Source organism: Microcoleus sp. D2_18a_D3 (assembly GCF_036702455.1).
Lineage (GTDB): Bacteria > Cyanobacteriota > Cyanobacteriia > Cyanobacteriales > Microcoleaceae > Microcoleus.
In genome coordinates, this window is sequence record NZ_JAUBTK010000090.1 from 1 (window position 1) to 20,527 (window position 20,527).

Here is a 20,527-nt window from a genome sequence, read left to right on the forward strand (position 1 = left end):
CGCCTGATTGATCTGGCGATCGCCTGCTTGACGTTACGAGCGCTACACCAACTCTTTTAAGATACAAGGGGCGGGTTTTACCAACAATATCTAATTCCCGCCAACAATCTATATAAACCCGCCCTCACACAACAGATAACCTTGTGTATTCAAAGAGATACATTTCGATTTGCCCTTGGGTGGGGGCGGGTTTACGAGATTATTGGTATTAGCCCAAAATTGTTGGTAAAACCCGCCCCTACGAGCGAATCCCCAAATTATACATTTTGATTTATCTGTGTGTGGGGGGGTTTAGGAAATTATTTTTTTGAGGCAATTATTGTTAGTGAAACCCGTCCCTACGATTTATGGAATTTGATATTTCTCCGCTCTGGATATCTCTAAAATCCTCCGCTATTGCGACATTTATCACCTTTTTCCTGGGAATAGCCGCCGCCCGGTGGATGCTTTCAACTCGCATCAGAGGTAAAGCTTTAATTGAAGGCATTTTCATTTCTCCCTTAGTTTTGCCGCCGACAGTAGTGGGATTTTTGCTGTTGCTGCTGTTTGGGAGAAATGGGGCGATCGGGCAATTTTTGCTACAATTCGACTTAACTATAATTTTCACTTGGCAAGCCGCCGCCATTACTGCCACAGTTGTATCATTTCCCCTCATGTACAAAACTGCTTTGGGAGCTTTTGAGCAAATTGATGCCAATCTTCTCAATGCAGCCCGCACTTTGGGAGCATCGGAGTGGCAAGTCTTTTGGCGGATTATGTTGCCGCTAGCATGGCCGGGAATTTTAGCAGGAACTATTCTCGCATTTGCTCGCGCTTTGGGTGAATTCGGCGCGACGTTGATGTTAGCGGGGAATATTCCCGGACAAACTCAAACTATCCCGATGGCAATTTATTTTGCTGTGGAAGCAGGGGATATGAGGCAAGCTGCTATTTGGGTTTTGATTATTCTTAGTCTTTCTTTGAGCGTGCTAACTGCTGTTAATTTTTGGACGGATTTACAAAGGAGATCGATCAAACCGAATTCGAGCCAAAGACTGCAATCAAATATTCCTCAAGTCGCGTCTAGTTCTACCACAAATTCCCAAAAACAACAACCGAAAAGCGGACTTTGTTTAAGCATTTTTAAACCTCTCTCCAGCTTTGCTTTGGATGTCGGTTTCGATATTGGCCCGGAAGTGCTGGGAATTTTGGGCGCGTCGGGTTCCGGCAAAAGCATGACTCTGCGCTGCATCGCTGGTTTGGAAACTCCCAGCAGCGGTAAAATTGCAGTCAACGGCAAGGTTTTATTTGACTCAGCACAGGGCATTAATGTAGCTTCTAAAGACCGCCGCATCGGTTTTTTGTTTCAAAACTATGCTTTATTTCCTCACCTGACTGTTGCTCAAAATATTGCGTTTGGCTTGCAGCATTTATCCGAAAGCGAGCAAAAACTTCGGGTAAAAGAACAGCTAATTTCGGTGCAAATGTCGGGACTGGAAAACCGCTACCCACACGAACTTTCAGGGGGCCAACAGCAGCGGGTGGCTTTGGCGAGGGCGATCGCCCCTTCTCCCGAATTGCTGCTGTTAGACGAACCGTTTTCTGCTTTGGACACTCACTTACGCAGTCAACTGGAAGGGGAGTTAATGCAGACTCTGGCTAATTATCGGGGAATTACTTTGTTTGTCAGCCACAATTTAGAGGAAGTTTACCGGGTGTGCAAAAATCTGTTGGTGTTGGCCGAGGGCAGGCCGATCGCCTTTGATACCAAAGAGAACATTTTCGATCGCCCTGGCAATTTCACTGTCGCCCTGTTGACTGGCTGTAAGAACTTTTCTGCCGCTAAACCGATCTCCGTAACTGTTGTCGAGGCGATCGACTGGGGCTGTACTCTGACTGTAGTCGAACCAATTCCCAAATCTCTAGTTTCTGTGGGAATTCGGGCTCATCAACTGAGTTTTGTTAGCGGGTGCGATCGTGAAAATACTTTTGCTTGTTGGATCGCCTCGACTGTGGAAACTCCGCACCGGGTGACATTATATCTTAAATTGCACTCGCCTCCCAATGATTCCCAAGATTATCACTTGCAAGCCGAAGTTTTCAAGGAAAAGTGGAGGGCTATTAAGGACAATCCTTTTCCCTGGTATGTTCATATCGAGCCAATTAGGTTAATATTAATGGAAGCCTGAGTTAACTAGCTATAGCCGAAGGAAAAAGATAGATGTGAAAATGCAATAAAATCAAGGGTTTTAGCAATTAATAACGTCTTAACTACCTTAGTGGTTGCTATATATACAGTCAACCGTCAACAGTCAACCGTCAACAGTCAACAATTAACAACATCAAATCATGACTCAAAAAGTTCAAAAAACCGACGCCGAATGGCAACAACAACTAACGCCAGAACAGTTTAAAGTCACCCGCAAAAAAGGAACAGAAAGAGCTTTTAGTGGCGAATATCACGACAACAAAAAAACCGGACTTTATAAGTGTATTTGCTGCGGCACTGAGCTATTTAAATCTGAAACAAAGTTCGATTCCGGTACCGGTTGGCCGAGTTTCTACGCTCCCATTAGCGAAGAAAATGTCAAGTGTGAGTCCGATAACACCTTGTTCATGCGCCGAACAGAGGTACTGTGCGCTGTTTGCGATGCTCATCTCGGTCACGTATTTAACGACGGGCCGAAACCTACCGGTCAGCGTTACTGCATGAATTCTGCTGCTCTTAATTTCGTTCCCAAGGATTGAGTCTTTTAAGGGCGGGCTAAGAGTGCCCAACCCCTACTCCCCACAAAAAATAAATCCGGTTGTGGAACAGGCATCTTGCCTGTTCACCTAGCATTCACTGAAAAAAAATAAATCCGGTTGTGGAACAGGCATCTTGCCTGTTCACCTAGCATTCACAGAGAAAAAATAAATCCGGTTGTGGAACAGGCATCTTGCCTGTTCACCTAGCAGCCCGCGCCACAAACAAATTCTCTTGCAACACAAGCAGGATGCCTGTTCCGGGCAATTGATGTTCAAAATGCACCCGTACTGCTATCTTATGGTGGAGGCAAAAAGAGTAAAAAAATAGTGGCGACATGGGGATGGTTTATCAGCGAGTTTTGCTGAAGCTCAGCGGTGAAGCGCTGATGGGCAGCTTGGGCTACGGCATCGATCCGATAGTGGTTCAGTCGATCGCCCAGGAAGTGGCCAAAGTCGTGTCCCAAGGCATTCAAATCGCGATTGTTGTCGGTGGCGGCAACATTTTTCGCGGGGTGAAAGCTGCTTCGGCAGGGATGGATCGGGCAACGGCTGATTATGTGGGCATGATTGCTACGGTGATGAATGCTATCACTTTGCAGGATGCCCTGGAACAAGCAGGAGTGCCAACGAGGGTGCAATCGGCGATCGCTATGCAAGAAGTAGCTGAACCCTACATCCGGCGGCGGGCGATTCGCCACCTAGAAAAAAAACGAGTAGTGATTTTTGGTGCCGGTTCTGGCAACCCTTTTTTTACTACTGATACTACAGCCGCTTTGCGGGCGGCTGAAATTGATGCAGAGGTGATTTTTAAAGCTACTAAGGTAGATGGGGTGTACGATTCCGACCCCCACCTCAACCCCAACGCGCGCAGGTATCAAACCCTCACCTATGCCCACGTCTTGAATCAAGATTTGCGGGTGATGGACAGTACGGCGATCGCCCTTTGCAAAGAAAATAATATTCCTATTATGGTATTTGACCTCTCGGTGTCGGGCAACATCTACCGAGCTGTAATGGGAGAATCTATTGGAACTCTTGTCGGAGGTTTTTGTGAAGTTAGCTGAAGCAGAAGATCATATGCAAAAGGCAGTTGAGGCTACTCAACGGTCTTTTAATACTATTAGGACGGGACGGGCAAACGCCTCCCTCCTCGATCGAGTCATGGTAGATTACTACGGCTCTCCAACTCCGATCAAATCCCTTGCCAATATCGGCACCCCGGATGCGACTACGATCACCATTCAACCGTTCGATCGCACAGCGCTTACCTCGATCGAAAAAGCAATTTCCCTGTCCGATGTAGGACTCGTACCCAACAACGACGGTTCTGTTATTCGCTTGAACATTCCGCCGCTGACGAGCGACAGACGCCAAGAATTTGTCAAAATGGCCAGTAAGTTTGCTGAAGAAGGTAAAGTTGCAATTCGCAATATCCGCCGCGATGCCGTTGACTCGATTCGCAAGCAGGAAAAAAGCAGCGATATCTCTAAAGATGAATCGCGGGACTTGCAAGATAAAATTCAAAAGCTGACGGACAAGTACATTGCGAAAATAGAAGAAGTTCTGGCATCGAAAGAGAAAGATATCACGACTGTTTAGGCAATGGGAAATTGGGCAGGGGGAATAGGAATAGTTTTGAGATTGCTCAGAGTCGGCCGCGAACAACGAGCACACGCTTAATGATTTGTGAGTTGTGAGTTAAAAACTCAAGATTTCACACTCATTAACTTACGAATTCCTCCTGCCCCATGAGCAATCACCCATTACCAGTTACCCATTACCCAAAATGTTTGATTGCATTATTGTCGGTGCAGGCCCGGCAGGCACCACAGCAGCTTATCACCTAGCAAAGCAGGGACGTTCTGTAGCAAAATTCGCTGCTGGCAGGAGACGCAGCCCGTCTCGCCGACCCCCTGTCCGGTGAGGGGATTCGTCCTGCCATTGTTAGCGGATTTAAGGCTGTTGAGGCGATCGATCGAGCTCTTGGAGGTGCCGACGACGCTAAGGAGCATTACACTGAATCGATCGCCCAAGAATGGGGCACTGATATGGTTTGGGCCAGTCGCTTGGCCAAGGCATTCTATCAGTTTACAGGAGCTGTTAATAAAGCTGGCCTCCAATTTCCGAGGACTACTCAGTTGATGAGCAAAATTTTGTGTGGCGAACTGCTTGATGCCGCTTTGGCTAACCGCGCTTTTAAAAAGCTGATGCCGTATTGGAATGAAAGAAGAGGAAATAATAAATATTCTTAAATCCCCATTCCTGATTCTTTATTCCCAATTCTTAATCGTTAATTTAAAAATATAAATTAGGCACTATTCCTCAGAAAGCCTGTTGATTCCTAGATGTTTCGTTGCATAACCAAAAGCGTAAAATCCTATTTTCACTAAAGTCGATGCGACGTTTTTTTAATACAACCCCCCCCTGCTTATAGAATAAATCTCAAATACTCCTGGAGGCAAAAACTGGTTTGACACGTTACTAAGAGCGCGGTAAGGTGCTCCAGCCACATCCTGAATAATTACATTCTACCTAAATCCTGTAAAATATATAATTTCAAATCTAATGATAATTTATTTTTATAAAGTAGAGGAGCCTTACGGCTGCTTTTCTAATTTTTCACTACACGACATTTGTCTGCACGGTCAATATTGGTTGACTGTGGAACATTACTATCAAGCCCAAAAATTTGTCAGCACTGATGAAAGATTAGTGGCGGCGATTCGAGCCGTAGCAACTCCTCAAGAAGCCGCTAAATTAGGTCGCGATCCCAACCACCGGATTCGCGCTGATTGGGAAGCCGTGAAAATTCCCATTATGCGCGAAGCAGTTTTAACTAAGTTTCTCACTCATACAGACATTCAAGCTATTCTCCTCGCCACAGGGGATCGAGTGATTGTCGAGGATTCGCCAACGGATTACTACTGGGGGTGTGGCTGCGATCGAACCGGTCAAAATCATTTGGGTAAAATTCTGATGAGCGTGCGCCAAGAAATTAGTCAGGGCCTTGCGCGCTGATAGAAACTCAAATTCTTTCGTTAATTATCATTATATGAAGTTATACAACAAATGTCAACTTATCCTAACAATGAAGAATTCTCCTAGTGAGAGTTTAAGATTGCGAGAAATTTATAAGAGCATTAAAATAATAATTACTATTTGCTTAAGTCGCTCTGCCTGTTGAAGGCAAGGATTAAACCGGCGCGATCGCAGATTTTACTTACCCCAGCCCACCAGAGGCGATACACCGTCGTCTCTGACAAGTGCGCGACGGATTAATTGTACAGATCGGTTGAGTCACAAACTCAGGGTGAGGCATTTGAGTTTGAACGCTCCAACAGCAGATCAAAACTTCTTATTATCCTTGTATAAGTACCAAAGGAGATTTATGCAACTCAGAGAAAATACGCAAGAATTACATTATAAACTAGACAGAGAAGTTTTGATACGGCGGATAACAGAACGCATTCGCCAATCTCTAGAATTAGAAGATATTTTAACCAGTACGGTAGCAGAAGTGCGGTCTTTTTTGAAAACAGATCGCATTATGATTTACAGGTTTAGTGCCGACGGCAGTGGAGAAGTTGTTGCGGAGTCAATTAATAACAACCATCTCCCTTCCTTGAAAGGACTGCACTTTCCAGCAGACGACATTCCCGCCAGCGCCAGGGAGATGTATGTCACTTTGCGCCAGCGGACAATAATAGATGTTAACTCAGGGACGATCGTCCTGAGTCCCCTCGATGCAGCAGACACCGGTCAACCTTTAGTAAAGGAAGAGATGCACTACAGATCGCTCGATCCTTGCCACACCGCTTACCTGATGGCAATGGGAGTGCAATCTTCCTTAGTCGTGCCGATTTTGCACCGCAGGAGTGCGTCGCCAAACAGCAAAACAGATATCTGCGATGCGGCGACGTGTCTGACTCGATACGAGCCAGGAAATAATCAAAAAATTCACATCGAACTGTGGGGACTTTTAGTGTCTCACCACTCCGCGCCCCTCCATATTTCACCAGCAGATTTAGAAGTAGTTCAGCTCGTCTCAGATCAATTGTCTAGCGCTATAGCCCACGCGCTCCTCCTCCAGCAAACCCGCTCTCAAGCCGCCCGCGAAGCTACCGTGAGCCGCATAGCAGCCCTGTTGTATGGTCACGTAAACATTCAACTGCAACAGGGTTTAGAAGCCACCGTCACCGCTTTGGGCGGTAGCGGCGGCAGACTCTATCTCAACCAGCCGAAAATCAACGGTGAAAAGTTATCCGCTTCCCAGATTGAAGGAGGATTGCCAATTGCCCCGGCCCACAGTGATGCTACCTTTGAACTGTTCACCACAGGAGAACAACCGACACTTCCCAACTGGGAAAAAGTTAAGGATCTCGAAGCTCATCCCCTCTGGCAGGAATGGCTAACCAAAGGATTTAAAAATACCGAAAAAATTCCCAATTGGCCAATTTTTACTAACTCTCAGTTCCCAGTTTGGATAATTACAGACTTATACAAAGAACCTCTATTTAGAGTTTTAGTCCCCGCTTTCCCATCTACTAAAATTAGGGGTTTGCTGGTAATTCCCCTCCACTACAAACAACAAGTAGTCGGCTGTTTGACCATTTTTCGCAATGCAATTGATACCGAAAAAATGTGGGCGGGGCGCTTTGACAGCAACGCTGGACAAACCCTTCCCAGACAATCCTTTGAACTCTGGCGAGAAATAAAAAAAGGTCAGTCGCCCGAGTGGAAGTACGAGGAAATTGAGCAAGCTTTAGCTATAGGCAGCCAATTTTGTTCGGCAATTGGGCAGTACGTTCTTAATAAAGAAGTGCAAACCCTGAATGCCAACTTGGAGCGCCAAGTTCAAGAACGCACCGCCCAATTGCAAAAATCCTTGGACTTTGCCAGAGTATTGACGCGAGTTAGAGACCAGATTCGCAGCACCTTAGATTTAAAAATAATACTGCAAACTATTGTGCGAGAAGTCAGAGTTTTGTTGGATACCGATCGCACGGTAATCTACCAATTTGCTGCCGACAAACAGGGCGAGGTAGTTGTCGAAGCTGTTTGCGGCCAGTGGCAGTCAATTTTAGGTATCACATCTCCACAAGGATGCTTTCCCGAAGGCTCAGAGTGCTTTTATCGAGCCGGACGGGTGCGAGCAATTAATGATATTTATACTGATGATTTAACACCCTGTCACCGCGAATTTTTGGAAGAGTTGCAGGTGAGAGGAAGTTTAATTGTGCCCATGATGGGCAAAGATTCCCAATTGTGGGGGCTGCTGATTGCCCATGAGTGTTCCGGGCCGAGAGTTTGGCAAACTGCAGAACAGGAATTGCTGCAACATTTAGCTGCTCAAGCTGCGATCGCCATTCACCAAGCAGAACTTTATCAAGAAAGTCTCAATGCAGCAACTGCCGATCGATTAAAAGCCGAACAGCTAGCTAAAACAGTCACAGAATTGCACAATACCCAAGCCCAACTGATTCAAACCGAAAAAATGTCCAGTCTCGGACAACTCCTGGCCGGAGTCGCCCACGAAATCAATAACCCCGTTAACTTTATCTACGGCAATCTGTCCCACGCCAGCGAATACACCAAAGATTTACTCTGCTTGGTGGAACTTTACCGCCAGCACTACCCCAAGCCCAACCCAGAAATTAGCGAGTGCTCCGAAGCAATCGACATCGAATTTCTTGCCGAAGATTTGCCAAAAATTTTGGGTTCCATGACAGTCGGAGTTGAGCGCATCCGCCAGTTAGTTGTATCTTTGCGTAATTTCTCCAGGAGCGATCAAACCGAGAAAAAAGCCGTTGACATTCACGAGGGCATCGACAGTACCCTGTTGATTTTGCAGCACCGGATCAAAGCCAATTCTGATCACAACACCGTAGAAATTATTAAAGAATACGGCAAGTTGCCCTTAGTAGAATGCTATGCCAGCTCGCTCAATCAAGTATTTATGAATCTGATCGGTAATGCCCTTGACGCCCTAGAAATGGGAAAAAAAGAGCGAGTTATGAATCTTCCCTTTAAAGCGACAAGTGCAGCGGCGACGCATTTAAGCTCCCAAATACTGCCTATCGAGTCAGGAGATATAAAGGCCACCACCGAGTGTTTGATTCCTGATTTCCCATCCCCTTGCATTCGGATTCGCACTGAATTAATCGATGAAAAAACGGTAGGAATTTGCATTGCCGACAATGGTCACGGCATCCCCAAAGAGTTAATCTCTCACATATTTAATCCGTTTTTTACCACTAAACCCGTCGGTCGGGGCACGGGTTTAGGACTGTCTATCAGTTACCAAATTGTAGTTGAGAAACACCAAGGCGTACTTAAGTGTGTTTCTGTACCCGGTCATGGTACAGAGTTCTGGATCGAGATTCCGCTGAATTAGGCAACCGTCAAGGCAAGATTAGCTTCACCAGCACAGAACCGATCGATCCCAGAAGACTCATAAAGTCGCCGCGGCTGGAAGTGCGGGGTTCCGTAGGCTTTTGGCGTGCAACAATGGCTTCGCCTAACTGCTTTGACAACTCCTCACCTTGGGGATTTCCTTGATCTGCAAAGAGTTTGTTTGCTATTGCAGCGTCTTGAGCCGCGCCCGCGAAGTCTCCCAAGTCAGCGCGAGACATACTGCGCGCAAAATAAACGGCTGCTAAATCCGATTTCAGATTCAGGGCTTGATTGTAATAATCAATGGCGTTTCTGTAGTTTCCTGCTTGAGCTTCCAGCACTCCCAACCGGTAGAAGTCTTCAGCGGTGCCGATATTGGTTGGCATTCCTCTAACTCCGAGCAGTTGCGCGTTAGTTAAATTAGCGCCTTGCAAATTGGCGTCGCTGAGATAGGCACTTCTCAAGTCAGCACCGCTGAGGTTCGCACCGCTGAGGTTCGCCCCTGTCAGGTTGACGCCAAAAAGGCTGGTGCCGCTGAGGTTGGCACCGCTGAGGTCAGCCCCGGTGAGGTTGGCTCGACTGAGGTTAGCCAACCTCAAGTCAGCACCTTTGAGATTGGCTCCGGTTAAGTTGGCTAAAACCAAGCCCGCACTGCTGAGGTCGCAGTTGGGGCACTGTCGGGTGGCTAGTAATTGTTGCGTGTGTTGGATGTTCTCGGCGGGTGCAGGAGCGATCGGGGCGATCGCGCTCAGCAGCGTTGCAGCAGCGAGGATTCTGAGTTTCATTTTAACCGTGCAAAATTCAAAATATTAAATCTAAAATAGCTTTTATCGAAGCAATTGAAAATCACCATAACACAAGTTCACCCAACAAATCTTTTGACTTGCCGTATGTAGGAGTTCTGTGCGCCATCAGCACGCTACATTGAAGTTCTGGGCCTTCCCTGAGTGTCAATCGATTTTAGATTAAAGATTAAAGATTAAAGAATTGAAGCATTGACCCCACGGAGAAATTCGGGGGGCAAGTTTCTCGGATACAGGTTTTTTATTTCACCGGTCCTGAGTCTGCTTTCGGAATGAATCCGGGGGCTTGTATCATGGATGCTTTCGGTCAAATAAAGATTTCGCTGCCAATAAATTAGGGTAATGAATTACTCATTACCCTTTAGCCGCTGTTCTCGGCAACCATAAAAATTAACAATTGACACTCCCCGGCCTTAAGGCACGGGGATTCTTAAGACATTTCAGTCTTAATATCCCTATCCCTAGGGTTCCCAGGCTGACTACTCTGGGCACAAAAGAGTGCGTAGTCATATCTCCTCAAAAATGTTTTGGGCGTAGACTTTCCCCCAGTCCGGGGGTAGGTTTTTACATCTTGTCTGATATGGTTATTCTACCATATTCATTTGTTAAGATGGATTTGTTATTTGACTTAACAATGGAAAAAAGCCGTCCTACAAGGACAGGGTTTTCAACCCAATTTTCTGATAAATTAGTCGTGAATCGTGCCGTCGGGCATCGTTGTACCCTTAAGATATACTCCGCTCAGGTTGACTTTTGTGAGGTTTGCTCCCAACAGGTTGGCTCCGCTTAAGTCTGACGCACTTAAAATCGCTTCAGTCAAGTCTGCCCTAATTAGACTCGCCCCCATTAAGTCGGCTCCGCTAAGGTCTACTTTGCTCAAGTTTGCGCCAATTAAATCGCATTCTGTGAGTACCGCCCTACGCAAGTTTACTCCGTAAAAATTTACTCCGTGCAAGTCGGCACGGCTGAGTGTTGCCCTAGATATGTTGGCTCCAATTAAAGTTGCTTGGATCAGGGAAGCTCCGCTCAAGTCTGCTTTACTGAGATTTGCTCCCATCAACTCAGCTCGATTCAAGTTAGCTTCAAGTAAAAGTGCTTCTGTGAGGTCGGCTCCACCTAAGTCTGCTTTGCTCAAATTAATCTTGCACAAATTGGCTTTGCCAAAGTTGACTCTGTTGAGTTTGGCTTTGCTGAGATTGGCTCCAATCAGGTCGGCTTCATACAGATTGGCTCCAATCAATTCTGCTTCGTAGAGGTAGACCTCGTGCAGGTAGACCCCGCTAAAATTTCTTTCTCCTATTGCATATAGCTTGAGCAGTTCGTCAACGTTCATTGTGGCTTCTCTACACCTTTTAAATGAAGAATACTGTCAGCAAGCTGGTTGCACCGGATGTTCTGCAGTTTTAGATTCTGAAATATTCACACCCAGGGTGAAACTTCCCTCAATCTGCAAGGTTTGAGTATAAATTAGATGGTTTGCTGAGGGTGAAGGACAAAGCTGCATTCTCTTTTTCCTTTGAGTGAGAATTAATCTTTAAAAATTTTAACAACAAGTTCGATCGCACTTCCTAACTAAATCCCAAAGATTCTACGTGGAAACTCCGATCCAACCCATAACTTTTTATGGGTTGTTGAGCTTACTGAGTAGCCATGTGACCAAGATCACAAAAAAATCCTAGTAGGATCACATAGAAACTCCGCTTTCGATCACAGCAGGCGGGCAAAAATAGCCGATACTTATACTGTAATGCTGAGAAATTGACAATGCCACCCTCGTCGTGTTTTACTCAATTGGCGATAAAGCCAGTAGTTTCACGGATACTTGCCCGCTTGCTGTGAAAGTCGGTTGCAACGTCACTCGGCGCTACCCGCTCCGGGTAATGAGAGTGCTGATGTATCAATATTTCTCGCACAGCGAAAGCCAGAAATGCACTTCGGGGACTAGGGGAATGTCTGTATAAAAATGCGATCGCTGGTGTACAGACATTCGCCTGTTTGCTAGCACCTAATGACTAAAAATCGCCCATACGTTCGCAAAAATTACCAAGAGATACCAGGAAAACCATGATAGATGTTTAACAATAAAAGAATAAATGGTATTCCTTAAGAGTCACCTATTGCCGCTAATCTTAGAGTTGATCGGTTAACGGCTATCAGTATTAGCAATGACGCTTGTCCATCAAATACAAAACTGACCCAGAAACCGGGTTTTTTACCAAAAAAAATCGTTGCAACCTTGCTCCAGGTTAAAATAATCCGGTTTCTGAGGGTCTGAGTGCCTCCAGGAAGGAAAAAGTTTAATTAGTACGATCGCTTTTGTATTGCTTCAGGGCAAACAAAAGGTCGGCATTTAGGATAGGAGCAGCTTTTGCTCCATTGTCAAACAAAGGTATTGTAGAACGTGAATCGTGAGGTAATTGATATGGCTGGAGTATGTAAACTTAGCATCACAGAGACAAGTGAAGAGCTAAAAAACCTGTTAACTGAACAAAAAACAGCAAGCGGTTTTCAAAAAATTCAAGCACTTTACCTGTTCAAAATTTGTCACGTTAAGACAGTTAAAGAATTGGCAATGACGATCGGGGTAAATCGAATTACAGTGCAGCGGTGGCTGAGAAAGTACCGATCTGACGGACTCGAAGGACTCCTCGAAACAAAGCACAGCGGCGGCCGCAAGCCTGCCATTCCTCCTTTGGCCCGCGCTAGTTTGGCAATGCGCCTCAGCGACCCCCAGGAAGGCTTTAAAAGCTATGGAGAGATTCAAGAGTGGTTGCAGCAGGAATACAGCATTGAGGCTTCCTATAAAGCCGTTTACGCAACAGTAAGATACCAGCTCAAAGCCAAGCTGACGAAAGTCTAGACAGTTCATACCACGTCGGATTAAGCACCGATTATCTAATGGTTAACCGTCAGCTTTTGAAGATTTTGAGGAGTTGCGTCATTACGACAAACCTGACTAATCGTTTTTTAACAAAACTCGCTCTCCTCAACTGTGGATCATATAAATTATATGTGGCGACGATAGGGGTGAAGGGGAGAAGATTTGATGCTTTTCCCGCGTTTGTGAAAGAGGCTTAAAAAATTGGCCAGAAATCAAAACTTGGAAGTTTGGTCTAATTGGCAGGTTTTGTTATATGGATGTAAAAATTGGCAGCGGCTAAGGCAAAAACCGATCCAAAGCCGCTTTCAACTCTTCGATTTCCGTATCAATATTGCCTTCTTTAGCGGCTCTGGCGATGCACTCAGTTAAGTGTTCGTCAAGAATGATTCTCGCTACGCGATCGAGCGCGCCTCGAACTGCAGCAACTTGCACGAGAACTTCGGGACAGGGACGGTTTTCTTGCACCATTGTTTTAATGCCGCGGACGTGTCCCTCAATCCGAGACAAGCGATTTACCAGCCGCCGCCTCGATTCTTCATCGTGATGGTGAGGGTGGGCTGATTCAGCGTCGTGATGGTGGTGGGAATTTGAGGGCAAGGATTTGTCAGTAGAAGTATCAGATAGAATCATTGGGGTTATACCATTTTAGATTTTAGATTTTAGATTTTAGATTGGGAATGAGTGATTGGGTAATGGTTGGGCCCAGGGGCCTAGAGTTGCATTCTTTTTTTGAAACTGGTATTACGAGGGAAATTTAAAAGTTAGAATTCAGAATATGTTGAGTTGGTGCGGGCTAGTGACTCATGTATTGTAACTGTCAAAATATATTTAGGATCTTTATGGTGGCAGATTATTGAGTCCGCACGATCGCACACCCTTACCAGACTAACCCAGACTAACAAAGATTGACGCTATGCGACTATTTAAGTTTTTTCGCCCCGCACCTCGAATCGGTGCTCGTTGGTTCGCCCTAATTTTAGGAATGACGATCGCCCTGAGTGCGTTAGCAATCAATCCTGCACCCGCTGCAGCCGCTGATGGCAGCAATCCGCCCAACTTACAGTTCCAGAGTTTCCCAGCCACCGCTGCGAATCCGCAACTTTTAGCGCTGCGGGGTTCGGAACTCCCAGGGGATACCGGCAGTTTTGTGACAGCGGCTGTCGATCGAGTCGGGCCAGCAGTTGTTCGTATTGATACCGAGCGCACGGTCAGTCGCAACCTCGACCCCTTAATGGAAGACCCCTTCTTCCGCAGATTTTTGGGAGAAGATTTACGCAGCCTGACTCCCAGACAAGAACGGTTGCGCGGTCAAGGTTCGGGCTTCATCATTGACAAAAGCGGGATTGTTTTAACCAACGCTCACGTAGTTGACAAAGCCGATCGAGTGACTGTCACCTTAAACGACGGCAGGACATTTCCAGGACAAGTGCAAGGTACTGACGAAGTAACAGATTTGGCTGTTGTCAGAATTAATACCAAGCAATTAAACCTGCCGACGGCCACCTTGGGAGATTCCGACGCGGTGAAAGTGGGAGATTGGGCGATCGCCGTGGGCAACCCCCTGGGATTTGACAACACCGTCACCTTGGGCATTATCAGCACCCTCAAACGCTCCAGTGCAGCCGTCGGCATTCCCGACAAGCGGCTCGATTTCATTCAAACCGACGCCGCCATCAATCCCGGCAATTCCGGCGGCCCGCTGTTAAACAGCAGAGGAGAAGTGATTGGCATCAACACGGCGATTCGAGCCGATGCAATGGGTATTGGGTTTGCGATTCCGATCGACAAAGCCAAGGCCATCTACGCGCAGTTAGCCAAGGGAGAAAAAGTCAGCCATCCGTTTTTGGGGATTCAGATGATTGCTTTGACTCCTGAAATGGCCAGAGAGAATAATTCAGACCCCAATGCTCCTTTAATTGTGCCGGAAGTGAAAGGGGTGTTAGTGATGCGAGTTGTGCCAAATACGCCTGCTGAGGAAGCAGGGATTCGCAAGGGAGATGTCATCGTTCAAATTGAGGGCGAGGCAGTGACTGAACCCGAACAGTTGCAAAATTTGGTGGAAAACAGCCAAATCGGTCAAATTCTAAAACTGAAGGTGCGCCGCGGTGCCCAGATTAAAGAAGTTCCTGTTCAAACTGCTCAACTGAGGGATTTTTAACTAGAAGGGGAAGGGGGGAAATCGTTAAAACCCCCTCCTCGACTCGATCGCGTGCTGGGCATAAAAATTGTTCACAAATGAAATAGGATTGCTAAGTAGAAGGAAGAAGGAAGTTCGGCAACGGATTCTGTAACGGATGTAACGGATGTAACGGATGTAACGGATGTCAGGAAGAAGGAAGAAGGAAGAAGGAAGAAGGAAGAAGAGATACACAGCACGCCTTTGAGCGATCAGTATTTTACGTTTAATTAGGTGGATTTACTTATCATAGATGATTTAACTTCACTCAACTATGACCGAATATTGCGTCTACTGTTAACTCAAATGCTCATGTAAAAGGATCTTGCCCTTGAGTCAATTCGATCGTACTATAACCGCTTCAGATCAAATCCGCGCTTCATCGGAATTACAAAGTCGAGTCAAGTGGCAACCATATGTATTTTCGATATAGCAGCGCACTTTTGTGTTTATCGACTCACAGTCAACTGTCCAATGTCAACAAAGAAAACTCTTGATTGACTTAAATGCGGATTGCTTTCTAACTATTTAATTCACCAACTAAAACGCCCAAGCATTGCGATGGCGCTGGCAACTATGCAGAGTTATAGTATCGTGTATAACAGTTGCGTAAGTCATCAGGAATTAAACTAAGTAAATGGGTACAAATAAACATTACATCCTAGGGATGGTTGGGCAGTTATTACATCTCTCTTAGTATAGATATTAAGCTAAACCAGCCCCGACAATACCCGACAAGATATAATTGTTTTTTTGCGCTTACCTACTTATATTGACCATAATTAATAGACATAAAATAAAAATATCAGGGAAAGTTTAGTATGACATCTGTGGATATTGAAAAAAAAGTCATGACAGAAGAAGAGGAGGCAAAGTTATGGGAAGCGTTCCAAGTATTTGACGCGGACGCCAGCGGTGCTATTTCATCAGAAGAACTCGGTCAAGTGATGCGATCGCTAGGCCAGAGTCCTAACGAAACCGAGCTGCGCGACATGATCGAAGAAGTGGACTTAGACAAGTCTGGCAGTATCGATTTTGAGGAATTCAAAATGCTGATGGTATCCGACTCTGGCGATCGCCAGAGCCGTCTCAAAATGTCATTTAGTGTATTTGATGAGGATGGCAGCGGTCAAATCACTAAAAACGAGATGCAGGATGTGATGAGCCCGTTGGGGGTGACAGAGCCAGAGATCGATGAGATCGTCAAAGAGGCAGACCATGACGGCAATGCCTTAATTGACTTTGAGGAATTTTGCAATCTGGTACCGGATGAGTCAGAGAGCGCAACAGGAGATCGAGACTCGCCGGTTCCGGTTGTCAGTACAGAGACAAGCGAGATTTCAGATAGTACAGCGGCTGCGATCGAAAGTATAGCCACTGTTGTCAACGAGGCAGCTTCTGCCACTATTGAACCTAATCTACAAGATATACAAGAACCACCCACCGATAGCAATCAAGAAATAGCGCGGCTAAAAGAACTACTCGCCCAACACCCACAAACTGAGAAGAAGCGCGGTACGTCCCGCTTGGAGATGCAGATTGGTTTGTTTCGTCTGATCCAGGGAGCAGCCTACCGCTGCTTCCGCGAGAGTTTTTCCGCCAACCACGAGACTCACCTGCGCGTGAGAAACTTGCCATACAGAATCGTTGATTTTGTGCGATTTGTCAAGAGTGCGATCGCGCTTTATAAAGGATTGGGTGTAGTAGAGTCGGCGTGCAACCCTCTACTGGATGCAGTAGTTAAATCGCTCGAAGATGAATTTGGCCGACTAGAGCATCGCATCAAGAATTGGAAAACCATAGAAAAAACTCCTGAAATGTTGGCAGAAGAAAAAGCCATGTTGGAGGCGCGGGGTAAGTCTGCCACCGCCAAGGAGAAGTTTGGGGCGGCAGTCGAGTTGGCAATGACCATCAAAAAGGATAGTCTCAACTTGCGTGACATCGCCGAGGGTGTGCTTGCAATCAACGAACTCAACCGACTGCGAAACCAGGAGCTCAGTGAGAACATGGCGCCGCCACCACCCAAATCCGAGGGAGATCCCAAAGAGTACCTGAAGAACTGGAACCGGGTCATCATCTCGGAGGCATCAGAGGAAATAGATGGTGCGATGATGCCAGTAGCATATTGGTATGAAGACTTTATGCCGAAGTTGCTGGCTGCCTTCAGCGTCTTTACCGCAGCAGATATCCCCTTCAACACGGTGCCTGATGAAGCAGCTTTAAACGAGTGGTACGAAGCGACTAAAACGTCCGGGGAATTTGGGCGCTATGGGGCGGATGTTGCAGAAGGCTTTGCCAAATGCGCTCCAAAACAGAAGCTGATGCTTCAACAGGCATGGCGCTTGACGCACTACTACCTCAATGGCATACAGAAACGGCGCGAAACCTTAGAGTGTGGGCGCGAGTCTGGCGAACTCTCGCAATATGTGGCGTTTATCGATGTTTATATCGATCGCAGTGAAATAAAGAATTCACAAATGCGCGTCAGCTATCCTTACTATATTGGCCCTGCGGTGTGGCGTTTCTTCCACACTACGGCTGAAATCGTCTCTACCAAGACCCCCGAACAGCAAAAAACTCTGGTGGCAATTTTCAAGGAATTCTTCATGCTGTTTGCCGCTATGTATCCCTGCCCCTACTGCCGCCACCACCTCAACGCCTACGTGGTGCAGAATAAAGAAGTGGAAATGTACCCTCTGGAGTACCTGGTGCTTGGGCGCGACCCGCGTCTCAATAGCTTTGAGGTATCCATGGAGGCAAAGCTGTCCACTGTAGTAGATGGCCCTTCTCTGCGCTTGTTCTTCTGGAAGCTGCACAACACTGTCTCCTCATCAATTGCGCGATCCGAGGAGTGGTATCAAAAGGATGAGGAAGCATTCTACACCACCCGTTATTGGCCCAGCATTGAGTCTGAGCTAGCACAAGCCACAGCCCTCAAACAAATCAGCATTGCCACCGATCGGATGTACCGCCTCTACACTATCCTCAAGCCCGCGGCACGACTGACAGGGGTGAGAGCAATATTGCATAAGCTGTTGGATAAGAGGGATGAGGAAGCTATCAAGGAGGTATGCTTAGTTGCTCAAGATTACATCCAGGAGTTGGACGAGGCGATCGTCACGGGACAATTCCTACAAGAGACATACTACTTTGACCCTGACCTTGTGGATGAACCTCCTGTCTTCACTCCTGAAGAAGAGGAGTTTGCTCGCAGCGGTGTTTTCGTTGAGGCTACTTGAATATCAGTCAGTAAAAAGTTAAGTTTTTAAGCTTAACTTTTTACCCCTTCATATATATAGATAGGGCTGGCTGAATAATCGATCGCAAATCAATAACAAGGGAGCATCTCAATGAAAGCAGCAAAGCTCGAAATTGGAATTAGGAGTCAGGAGTCAGGAGCCAGGAGAAAAGAGTCAGAAGGAAGAAGAAAGAAGTGTTTTTGCAAATATGAGATGCTCCCAATAACAAGAGCTATCGATATCTGAAAGCTCGGTTAAAAATAAGTTTTATCTGTATCGATTGCCCCAATTATAATTGGGGATTATCTCCCACCCCAAAATTAGGTCTTCTTTTTCCAAACGGCTACTGCGATACTTATTTTAAGTGTACTCTATTTACCTGCAATCTGCTGTATCTCGATCGCTGCCGACAACAATGTCTACCACTGCTAATTTGGCAGTATGGAGGTGAGATAGATGGGGATTTCGATTTAAATGTCTCCAATCCTCAAATTAGAGATCGAGAGATACTTAATCGTCTGATAATGCCCCCTGGTGGCTAAATAGATATGTGGGGAATGTTAACACTTAACAGTTAACATTCCCCTACTTCAACCTTGACTATTCTGCCGCAGTGGAACCAGCCGGACATTTAATTTCTTCTTCCGCATTCTTAGGAGCAATTGGCATTGCTGGTGGCGTAGTTGAAGGTTGATCGGTCTCGCAAACAACAGAAACACTTGTAAATCCGCCGTCAACTTTGATGGCAAAAACCGCACCCGTATAGCTTTTTAGTTCGGGACTCTTCGCTTTAGCAGTCATCATCGCACTTGGAATAGAGCCGCTTTGAGGTACAATTTGAAAGCTGTAATTTTCAGTTTCCGGTTTAATGCCTATACCCAAGTCATCAATCGCTGTAGCAAATTTTTCATTTTCGATGTAGAAAGCCTGTTGAGCCATGTTCATAGAACTAATATATTGTTGACCTTCCGATTCTCGCGCCTGTCTTTGCTGTGCTGCCAAATCAATTATTTGAGTATTCCTAGGTAGCGCCGTTGTATTAGCAACTTTTTGCAAATAAATCGCACCAGCAGTAAACTCAGTAGGTCTGGGTTCTCCCGGATTTATCCCTTCCCATTCTACGCGAAGTTGACCGTCCGAGGTCAACTCAAAAATTGTCGCTACAGTTTGATTCTCAGCAGGTGATATCAGATCAATCTGCATAGGTTGGGCAGTTGAATTGATTTTGTAGCGATACTCAAAGGCACTAACAGATCCTCTGGAAAGAGAGGGAGAGCCTGTAGAGAAAAACGAACTTAAATAAGAAGGCAATAAGACAAATAATTTACCGTCTTGGGTGAAAATAACTGTCAGCGGAATCGGCAAGTAATCTTTGAGCCGCCACTGTCCTACAAATTGCGAGGTGCGGGAGTTAGTTAAGGCGGGGTTTGGAGATTGAGTTGGCGTTGGTTTTGGTGACTGTAGCGCGATCGCGCTACTGCCAATATTCAATGGCAACAGGCAAGATATGATTAGGAAGTTGCGAAAGTTGAAGTAAGTGTTAGTCATGAAAGGTCAATCCTGATATTTACAGGATTTTACCACTTTAGTTTGCTCTCTATATCTAATCAAATCGTGTTAAACTTAATTTAAGCCAAAATATCAACAGATAGAAACAATTAACATTTAACTATCAATACATAGGGCTTGCTGAATAAATGAGCGCTTTCCCAATAACAGGAGCGATCGATATATTCAAGCTCGATTTAAGATAAATTTTTCCGGCTTTAATCCCCTCCAGATATAATTGGAGATTATCTTTAATCCAAAAACAGGTGTTGTTTTGCGCGTTCGATATAAAAACACACAAAAAACCTGGCGCAACCAGGTAGAAAGGTTCATTACTAAACTAGATTACGGTGTCGGATGGGGGACTTGAGGCAAACTCAGCTTTTCTGTACACGATCGCACTGGCTGTGCCTCGGGTTTTGTACTATTTTACCTGGGGAGCATCTCATATTTGCAAAAACACTTCTTTCTTCTTCCTTCTGACTCTTTTCTCCTGGCTCCTGACTCCTGACTCCTAATTCCAATTTCTAGCGGAGGGCTGCTTTCATTGAGATGCTCCCCTTTACCTGTTTATCTTGCACACTTTTCTCGATCGCACGGGGAGCATCTCATATTTGTAAAAACACTTCTTCTGGCTCCTTCCTTCTTCCTTCTGACTCTTTTCTCCTGACTCCTGACTCCTGACTCCTAACTCCAATTTCTAGCGGAGGGCTGCTTTCATTGAGACGCTCCCGATCGCACGATCGCATAACCAGAGCGT

At 45.9% G+C, this 20,527-nt stretch carries 19 protein-coding genes; 12 read left to right on the top strand and 7 right to left on the bottom strand.

The genetic code is table 11. The annotated features are described in order from the left end of the window. Positions 1 to 347: 347 nt before the first annotated feature. Together modB and msrB are read left to right on the top strand one after the other, a co-directional pair. The gene (modB, locus tag QUB06_RS28640; RefSeq protein ID WP_333438165.1) at positions 348 to 2,168 is read left to right on the top strand and encodes a molybdate ABC transporter permease subunit; all 1,821 of its coding nucleotides are present in this window, start codon (positions 348 to 350) and stop codon (positions 2,166 to 2,168) included. Positions 2,169 to 2,328: 160 nt separating this feature from the next. After that, entirely contained in the window at positions 2,329 to 2,727 is a 399-nt protein-coding gene (gene msrB, locus QUB06_RS28645) for a peptide-methionine (R)-S-oxide reductase MsrB (RefSeq protein WP_333438166.1), read from the top strand. Positions 2,728 to 2,926: 199 nt separating this feature from the next. On the opposite strand, the gene QUB06_RS28650 is transcribed toward msrB, so the two are convergent. Beyond that, positions 2,927 to 3,064, bottom strand: coding sequence for a hypothetical protein (locus tag QUB06_RS28650; protein ID WP_333438167.1), 138 nt, complete (start codon positions 3,062 to 3,064; stop codon positions 2,927 to 2,929). Here QUB06_RS28650 and pyrH point away from each other — a divergent pair. From pyrH to QUB06_RS28675, 6 genes are all read left to right on the top strand, one after another. After that, the gene (gene pyrH, locus QUB06_RS28655) at positions 3,063 to 3,791 is read left to right on the top strand and encodes a UMP kinase (RefSeq protein WP_333076369.1); all 729 of its coding nucleotides are present in this window, start codon (positions 3,063 to 3,065) and stop codon (positions 3,789 to 3,791) included. The two genes, QUB06_RS28650 and pyrH, sit on opposite strands and share 2 nt — an antisense overlap. Continuing rightward, positions 3,778 to 4,326: a ribosome recycling factor gene (gene frr, locus QUB06_RS28660; protein WP_333147410.1), complete on the top strand. Its 549-nt coding sequence runs from the start codon at positions 3,778 to 3,780 to the stop codon at positions 4,324 to 4,326. The genes pyrH and frr overlap by 14 nt, the downstream gene beginning before the upstream one ends. A 187-nt stretch (positions 4,327 to 4,513) precedes the next feature. Further along, positions 4,514 to 4,651, top strand: a complete 138-nt coding sequence (locus QUB06_RS34805) for an FAD-dependent oxidoreductase (protein WP_445251430.1) — start codon at positions 4,514 to 4,516, stop codon at positions 4,649 to 4,651. Positions 4,652 to 4,775: 124 nt separating this feature from the next. Further along, on the top strand, positions 4,776 to 4,979 hold the full coding sequence (locus QUB06_RS28665; protein WP_333438168.1) for a hypothetical protein: 204 nt from the start codon (positions 4,776 to 4,778) through the stop codon (positions 4,977 to 4,979). Between the two features lie 313 nt (positions 4,980 to 5,292). Beyond that, entirely contained in the window at positions 5,293 to 5,745 is a 453-nt protein-coding gene (locus QUB06_RS28670) for an NADAR domain-containing protein (RefSeq protein WP_333438169.1), read from the top strand. Positions 5,746 to 6,115: 370 nt separating this feature from the next. Beyond that, positions 6,116 to 9,121, top strand: a complete 3,006-nt coding sequence (locus tag QUB06_RS28675; RefSeq protein WP_333438170.1) for a GAF domain-containing protein — start codon at positions 6,116 to 6,118, stop codon at positions 9,119 to 9,121. Between the two features lie 7 nt (positions 9,122 to 9,128). Here QUB06_RS28675 and QUB06_RS28680 read toward each other — a convergent pair whose 3' ends face one another. From QUB06_RS28680 to QUB06_RS28690, 3 genes are all read right to left on the bottom strand, one after another. After that, the gene (locus QUB06_RS28680) at positions 9,129 to 9,905 is read right to left on the bottom strand and encodes a pentapeptide repeat-containing protein (protein WP_333438171.1); all 777 of its coding nucleotides are present in this window, start codon (positions 9,903 to 9,905) and stop codon (positions 9,129 to 9,131) included. Between the two features lie 706 nt (positions 9,906 to 10,611). Beyond that, entirely contained in the window at positions 10,612 to 11,256 is a 645-nt protein-coding gene (locus tag QUB06_RS28685) for a pentapeptide repeat-containing protein (protein WP_333056817.1), read from the bottom strand. 36 nt (positions 11,257 to 11,292) lie between these two features. Continuing rightward, positions 11,293 to 11,427: a hypothetical protein gene (locus QUB06_RS28690; RefSeq protein WP_333438172.1), complete on the bottom strand. Its 135-nt coding sequence runs from the start codon at positions 11,425 to 11,427 to the stop codon at positions 11,293 to 11,295. A 918-nt stretch (positions 11,428 to 12,345) separates the two neighbouring features. On the opposite strand from QUB06_RS28690, the gene QUB06_RS28695 reads away from it, so the two are divergent. Beyond that, positions 12,346 to 12,783, top strand: coding sequence for a helix-turn-helix domain-containing protein (locus QUB06_RS28695; protein WP_333438173.1), 438 nt, complete (start codon positions 12,346 to 12,348; stop codon positions 12,781 to 12,783). 297 nt (positions 12,784 to 13,080) lie between these two features. Here QUB06_RS28695 and QUB06_RS28700 read toward each other — a convergent pair whose 3' ends face one another. Next, on the bottom strand, positions 13,081 to 13,434 hold the full coding sequence (locus QUB06_RS28700) for a metal-sensitive transcriptional regulator (protein ID WP_333145411.1): 354 nt from the start codon (positions 13,432 to 13,434) through the stop codon (positions 13,081 to 13,083). Positions 13,435 to 13,717: 283 nt separating this feature from the next. Between QUB06_RS28700 and QUB06_RS28705 the strand changes: the two genes are divergently transcribed. The 3 genes from QUB06_RS28705 to QUB06_RS28715 all read left to right on the top strand — a co-directional run bounded on the left by QUB06_RS28705 (position 13,718) and on the right by QUB06_RS28715 (position 18,465). Then, positions 13,718 to 14,962 (top strand): HhoA/HhoB/HtrA family serine endopeptidase, encoded by a 1,245-nt coding sequence (locus QUB06_RS28705; protein WP_333438174.1) that lies wholly within the window; start codon positions 13,718 to 13,720, stop codon positions 14,960 to 14,962. An 839-nt stretch (positions 14,963 to 15,801) separates the two neighbouring features. Then, complete coding sequence (locus QUB06_RS28710; RefSeq protein ID WP_333438175.1) at positions 15,802 to 18,219, top strand: EF-hand domain-containing protein; 2,418 nt, start codon at positions 15,802 to 15,804, stop codon at positions 18,217 to 18,219. A 111-nt stretch (positions 18,220 to 18,330) separates the two neighbouring features. Then, positions 18,331 to 18,465: a hypothetical protein gene (locus tag QUB06_RS28715; protein ID WP_333438176.1), complete on the top strand. Its 135-nt coding sequence runs from the start codon at positions 18,331 to 18,333 to the stop codon at positions 18,463 to 18,465. Between the two features lie 354 nt (positions 18,466 to 18,819). Here the strand turns inward: QUB06_RS28715 and QUB06_RS28720 are convergent, their stop codons facing one another. Together QUB06_RS28720 and QUB06_RS28725 are read right to left on the bottom strand one after the other, a co-directional pair. After that, a complete protein-coding gene (locus QUB06_RS28720) occupies positions 18,820 to 19,767 on the bottom strand; it encodes a type IV pilin-like G/H family protein (protein ID WP_333438177.1) in 948 nt (315 codons plus the stop codon). 608 nt (positions 19,768 to 20,375) lie between these two features. Continuing rightward, positions 20,376 to 20,516 carry a hypothetical protein gene (locus QUB06_RS28725; protein ID WP_333438178.1) on the bottom strand — a complete coding sequence of 47 codons (141 nt, stop codon included), beginning with the start codon at positions 20,514 to 20,516 and terminating at the stop codon, positions 20,376 to 20,378. Between the last annotated feature and the right edge of the window lie 11 nt (positions 20,517 to 20,527).